The organism is Anaerotignum lactatifermentans DSM 14214, assembly GCF_900142265.1.
In the GTDB taxonomy this organism is placed as follows: Bacteria; Bacillota; Clostridia; order Lachnospirales; family Anaerotignaceae; genus Anaerotignum; species Anaerotignum lactatifermentans.
This window is the reverse complement of the sequence record NZ_FRAH01000045.1, coordinates 22,991-29,292: the sequence shown is the minus strand read 5'-3', so window position 1 is coordinate 29,292 and position 6,302 is coordinate 22,991. Positions and strand designations below refer to the sequence as shown.

Annotated in this window: 6 protein-coding genes; all 6 read right to left on the bottom strand. The window is 43.8% G+C overall.

Features of this window, described 5'->3' with window-relative positions; genetic code table 11:
* The coding region (locus tag BUB35_RS11925; protein WP_072852045.1) for a helix-turn-helix domain-containing protein at positions 1-280 on the bottom strand (280 nt) is incomplete at its 3' end.
* 157 nt (positions 281-437) lie between these two features.
* Positions 438-1,442 (bottom strand): LacI family DNA-binding transcriptional regulator, encoded by a 1,005-nt coding sequence (locus BUB35_RS11920; protein WP_072852044.1) that lies wholly within the window; start codon positions 1,440-1,442, stop codon positions 438-440.
* 173 nt (positions 1,443-1,615) lie between these two features.
* Entirely contained in the window at positions 1,616-2,584 is a 969-nt protein-coding gene (locus BUB35_RS11915; protein ID WP_072852043.1) for a Gfo/Idh/MocA family protein, read from the bottom strand.
* Positions 2,585-2,639: 55 nt separating this feature from the next.
* Entirely contained in the window at positions 2,640-2,963 is a 324-nt protein-coding gene (locus tag BUB35_RS11910; protein ID WP_072852034.1) for a hypothetical protein, read from the bottom strand.
* 302 nt (positions 2,964-3,265) lie between these two features.
* On the bottom strand, positions 3,266-4,900 hold the full coding sequence (locus BUB35_RS11905) for an esterase-like activity of phytase family protein (RefSeq protein WP_072852032.1): 1,635 nt from the start codon (positions 4,898-4,900) through the stop codon (positions 3,266-3,268).
* Between the two features lie 155 nt (positions 4,901-5,055).
* Positions 5,056-6,243, bottom strand: coding sequence for an amidohydrolase (locus tag BUB35_RS11900; RefSeq protein WP_072852031.1), 1,188 nt, complete (start codon positions 6,241-6,243; stop codon positions 5,056-5,058).
* Between the last annotated feature and the right edge of the window lie 59 nt (positions 6,244-6,302).

Sequence of the window (6,302 nt, the reverse complement as noted above, 5' to 3'; positions counted from 1 at the left end):
TTTCCGCTCGCAGCCGTTGATTTTCCGCAATCAAATCTTCCTCTATCTCTTTAGGCAGCTTTGCTGGCTGTCCTGTATTTTTACGTCCCCGTCGTTCTACCGCTAAACCTTCTGGACCCTCCTCAAGATAGATGCGCTCCCAGCGCTTAATAATACCGAGACAGTTGATATTAAATCTTCTCATGGTTTCACTGAGACTTAGACCTTCTTCCCGCATCGTTTCTACCACCAGTTGCTTGAATTCTGGTGTATATCGTTTATTTGGTACTCCTTTTGGCATAAAAATCACCCCACTTGTTATTCAGTATATCATACTGTCTAACAAATGGGGTGCAGTTCATAGGATTTCAGCTTTCTATTCTTTCTATTCCATATACTCAAAATACCATTTCCCTTTGGAAATTCAAAAACACGTATATTTTCAACAAAATTTTAAGTTAGGAAAGCAGTGAGCGTACACTGCCTCTGTCTTCCAATTTGCTTGGTACCAGTGCCTTTTTGGGATATTGATCTCCAGCCCACATTTGCTCCAGCCAAAACAATGCCGCTTCTGCCATTTCCTGCCGCATGATCTGTACTGCTGTTAGGGGAATACCGTAACAATCCTGTTGTCTGGTCATGCTGCAAGCCACAACACTCATATCCTCTGGTATGGAAATGCCCATTTCCCGCAGTGTATACACAACCGCACCGGCAGATACCCCTGCTCCCAACAGCAAAGCCGTCGGTTGAATACGTTCGCACATATCTTTCAAAGAAGATTTCACTTCTTCCTGACTGCCGCCGTATTCCACAATGCTGCCAACTTCTCCTTTGCATGACATGGCATGGAGGAAGGCAAACATCTGCATTTCAAATAAAGCAGCTTCCTTTTTATTTTTGCTGCCAATAAAAGCAATTTTCCGATGTCCATTGGCAAACAAATGATTCAGTGCCAACTCAATGGCTAAAGTATGGTGTGGCACAACACTGTAATATTTGCTGTCGTCGGGACCATCCCCTAAAAAGACAATGTTTTCCGTATATGTCCGCAGCTGCTGAATCACATGTTCTGGAAAAACGCCAATGGCAATGATACCCTGCAGTTCTCTGCCAATTTCTTTTGCAGACAATCCCTCTGCCAAAAACAATGGTACTGTTTCCAGATTTCTGGCAAAACAAGCCTGCTCCACAGCATTTTTCAAAACCATACAATACCACTCTTCAGGTGTTTCCTGTACAGCCATCTGGGCAATGCCTACGCAATATTTCCTACTTTCATTCGATACATTTTTTTGTATATTTTTTCTTTGCGGCTTCACATAACCGAGCTCCTGTGCCGCCTGCCGGATTCTCTCCCTTGTTTGCTCCGTCACCGACAATGTAGCATCTTCCTGCAAAACACGGGAAACAGTAGAAGGCGAGACACCGGCTAATGCCGCAATATCCTTTAAAGTCGCCATATATTCACCCTTATTCTCAAACCATCGTATACAAATATTCTACAGAATTATACTATAAATTCATCATAAAGAAAAGTATGGAAAGGAAAAGTTTTCTTAGAATTTCGTAATTTTTCCTCAAAAAATAGACTGCATGCATCCATACAGTCTATCTTTTCCATGTTCTTCTTTTCTTATTCAAAAGGATACCGAATGCCCCATGCTTCCCGCAGGCTGTCCATCTGTTCCATCATCCGCAGGATTTCGCTGTGCGGCATCTGTTCACATTCGATTTTGCCTTCCCGAATGGCTTTCATAGATGCACGTACTTCATCTTCAAAACCGGTAATCTGTTCCGGCATATCAATGGCTTCCACCAGTTTTCTGTCATTGTCATAAATGCAGACGCGGTCAACATTGTTGATATTTTCCGCCACCAAATACCCTTTGGAACCGTAGACAATGCCAAACTGTTCTGTAGGTCCCAGCATACCGCTGTGGGCAATGGCCATTTTGCCGTTTTTGTATGTAAGGATAACAGCATTCTGTGCGTCTACGCCTGTTTCTGTTTTCACGCAGGAAGAAGTGATACTTGCCACTTCATCCCCCAGAATCATGGCAATGAAGGACAAAGGATAGATGCCTACGTCCAGCAGTGCACCACCAGCCAGTTCCGGGTCTGTCAAACGGCGTACATGCTGGATATTATATCCCAGATTTGCCGTTACAAAATTGACTTCCCCGATTTTGCCTGCGGCAATGGCATCATCAATGATTTTTCTGGAAGGCATGTATCTTGTCCAAATGGCTTCTCCAACAAATACGTCTTTTTCCTTGGACAGTTCCAGAATTTCTTTTGCCTGGGCAGCATTTGCTGTAAAGGCTTTTTCACACAATACAGGTTTTCCGTGTTCCAGACACATTTTCATATACATATAGTGATGGGAATGCGGCACCGCAATATAAATCAGTTCCACATCCGGATCTTTTGCCAATTCTTCATAAGAACCATACGCCTTCGGAATACCGAATTTTTCCGCAAATGCCTTTGCCCGTTCCAAATCTCTGGATGCAATGGCATAACACTGGGCATCCTCCATATGATTGATGGTGTATGCCATTTTTTCCGCAATATTCCCCGGGCCCAAAATACCGATCTTCATTTGAAAACCTCCTCTTTGTCTTTGTCTAAATACATGTCTTTAGTATATCACATTGTCATTTTCCCCTCAATGCCTTTGCCCGCTTCCATGTTTTACTGTATGCTTTTTTCCATACCTCTGCCGTATCTTCCCCGTACATTTCCAAAAAAAGCTTATACCGATAAGGAATAGATTCCTTTTTCGGCGGAAAAACAATAGGCTCCCCTTTGATCACTACACCATTCAACTCATGACGGCAGACCATATCATCCAAAAACGCTAATCTCCAACACCCGTCAATAAATTCTCTTGTGGGCATATATACTGGCAATTTCTTTTTCATTCTGATAGACATCCGCAGCAATGTCCAGTATCCCAACATCCAAGGTGTTTTTTTCATCTCTTATCCCCCAATCTTTTTTTGACATTGTACCACAGGATTTTGTTTTTCCACAAGAAAAAAGCCCTGCCCCATGGGGCATCTTCATAAGAAAACAAAGAAAGCTGAAATCCTTATCATACAAAGGATTTCAGCTTTCTTATTTTTACTGAGATTATATTGGGTATGTTTTCTTCTGAAGACAGCCGTCGCAATTCCCCTTAAGAAATCAAGGAAAAGAAAAATCAATGTTTTCTTAAGGGGAAGTTGCTTTGGGCAAAGCCTTTTTCTGGTATGGGTATATTGATTGCGTATGAGCCTTTTTATGCCAGTGCAGCTTCCAAAGCCTGCTGGTCTACATAGTTATAACCATTGATATGATATACGGGAATATCCAGCGCTGTGCCATCCAGCACAATTTTCCAAGCAGATGCTTCCCCCACTTCTGTCAAAGTTTTCTGGGTATCTTCTTTGCCTGTTGCTGTATATGTACCACCCGTTGTCAATACAACCTGCTGTTTTTCGCTGTCAAAATCCACACCGTATGTTTTGCCGCCTTCCTGTGCCTGCAATACACCGTTGCGGATGCTGATATAGGAAGTTTCTGCTGCAGGTTCTTCTGTTTTCTGGAATGTCCAAATCTGTGCAGGCTCTGTGTTTTCCCCAATGGAAACCTTCACGTCTGCTGCTGTGCCGTCTTTTGTAAATGTGCCTGTTGCTGCGTCGTATACATAGTCGGTAATGTCAGCGTCTTCGTTTGCAGCATCTTCTGTTACGGTAACGATACCAAAGTCATTGTCATTGATGACTGCAATGGTATTTTCATCAACCATGCACAAACCTTCCGCTTTTTCTGCTGTCCAGCCATAATCACGCAAATCCAGCAGCAGTTCTTTTTCCGCGAACACAACATCATCCTGCAATTCTTCTGCAGAAGCATATTCCAATGCCTTACCGTCTACAGTCATGTCAGAAATGTCTGTAGCTTTGGACAAATCCACCTGATAAATTTTATTAGACATGGTCTTGTCTGCCAGTTTGCCCTGTTCAATGACCAGCAGTGTATCATCATCCACTGCATAAATATCACCAATCTTGCAGTTGGAAGGTGCGCTGTACTGGCTCAAATCTACAGGATACGCATACATTTTTGTATCACCTGTTTCAGGGTCAAGAGCCACAATTCTGGTAAAGCAAGCAGTGTCGTCTGTTTCGCCGTTTACATCCAGTACACTCTGCACAGAAGCCATCACTGTACCATTGGGTGTGATGGTCAAACCTTCAAAACCTCTGTTAGGAATACGGTACTGCAAAATTTCCGGCAAACCTTCACCGGGCGCATATTTTTCCAGAATCTTACCATTGGCATCTGTCTTTACAATAAAAGGACCATATTCGTCACACAGCCAGAAATTACCGTCTGCATCTACGGCAATGCCTTCTGTGTCCAGACCTTCATTATCATAGCCGATATCATTAAGCTGCATATCCAGTGCTCTTTCTCCCGTTGCCCCAACCTGACCGGGTTCCAGAGGCAGACCGGAAATTTCGTTTCCTTCTGCATCTTTCAGTGTAATGGCTTCATCCACAACAGCGCCATTATCCTTAATAGTCACAATCCCAATGCTGGGGGTGAATTCCGGGCAAGGGAAAATCTTTGCTTCTGTCTGTGTTCCGTCTTTTTCATATTTGGGTGCATCCGCATTGGGACCTCTGTCTGTCACTGCATAAAACTGCATTTCACCTGCTTCATTATAGCCTTTGAATGTCACTGCGGAACCGAAACCTGTCACCAGACCGCCTTCAAAATACCCCTCTTTGGAATCGGCAAAGGGCACTTTTAATTCGTCCGCAATGGATACATCATAAGCTGTTGCTTCATATTCCGCAGCAAAGGCAGGGATGCTCTGTAAAACCATCGCTGTCAGCAAAGCCGCTGTAAATACTCTTTTTTTCATTGTTACATAACCTCCTCTTTCTATTTCCCAACAATGCCATTAAAACATGTTTCTGTCAAAAAACCATAAAGGTCATGTAAAATCTCTGTAAATCATTTTTTCTCATAAAAAAAGAAAAGCCCTCAGCTTTCACTGTTCAGGCTTTTCTCTCTGTTTTATGCTTCTGGTTTTTCATTTAATACCCAAAGGGCATAATCTACATATACATTGCAGGAAATAAGCAATCCTTCCTCATCCACGTCAAACAAACCATGGTGATGAGCAACAGCTGTATGCGGGTCCTTAGCACTTCTGGTGCCCACAAAAGCATACATCCCTCTTGTCACTGCCAGATAATCGGCAAAGTCATCAGCACCCAATGCTTTCTGGAAATCAGAAATGATGTCTTCTCTCGGCAAAAATTCTGCTGTCACAGCAGTTACTTCTTCTACTGCCTTTGCATCATTTACCAGAGGTGCCGCAAAATCCAAAAATTCCACTTCCGCTTCCGCACCATACAATGCAGCTGTTTCTTTCGCAATTCTTACCACGCGGTCATTGGTGAATTTCCGTACTTCCGGCAGAAAACTGCGGGTAGTGCCTTCCAGCACGGCATGTTCTGCTACGATGTTGTACTGGGTACCTGCCTCTAATTTACCAACGCCAACCACAACGGTTTCCAGAGGGTCTGTATTTCTGGAAACGATGGTCTGAAGCTGTACCACAATCTGAGATGCGATATACAGCGCGTCTACCCCCAACTGTGGTGTAGAAACGTGAGCGCCTTTGCCATGAATCTGAATTTTAAAGTAGTCACAGCTTGCATTCTGCGGGCCAGCTGTCAGAGAAATCTTTCCGCTGTCCAGATGACTTGTCACATGGGCACCAAATACACGGGTCACACCATCCAGCAGACCTGCCTGCACAAACTGTCTGGCACCCTGGCCGATTTCTTCTGCCTGCTGGAAGAACAAACGCACCTGACCAGAAAATTCATTTTCTTTTGCTTTCAGAATTTTTGCCGCTGTCAGCAGTGTTGCTGTATGGGCATCATGTCCGCAGGCATGGCAAACACCTGCATTCTGGGAATGGTAAGATACTTCTTTTAAGTCATCCATTGCCAGTGCGTCAATATCTGCTCTCAGGGCAACGGTTACGCCGTCTCCTGCTTTCTTCCCGTCAATCCAGCCGTACACACCTGTTTCTCCAATGCGTTTGTGAGGAATCCCCATGCTGTCCAATTCCGCTTCGATTTTCTTGCATGTTTCATATTCCTTGAGGCTTACTTCCGGGTGTGCGTGAAAATGCCGCCGCAAATCTGTCAAATATGCTTTTTCAGCCAATACATAAGGTTTTACTGCCATAATTTTCATCCTTTCTGCCCTTCAAAGAAAACAGGTCGGGCATTCCGACCTGCTCTTGT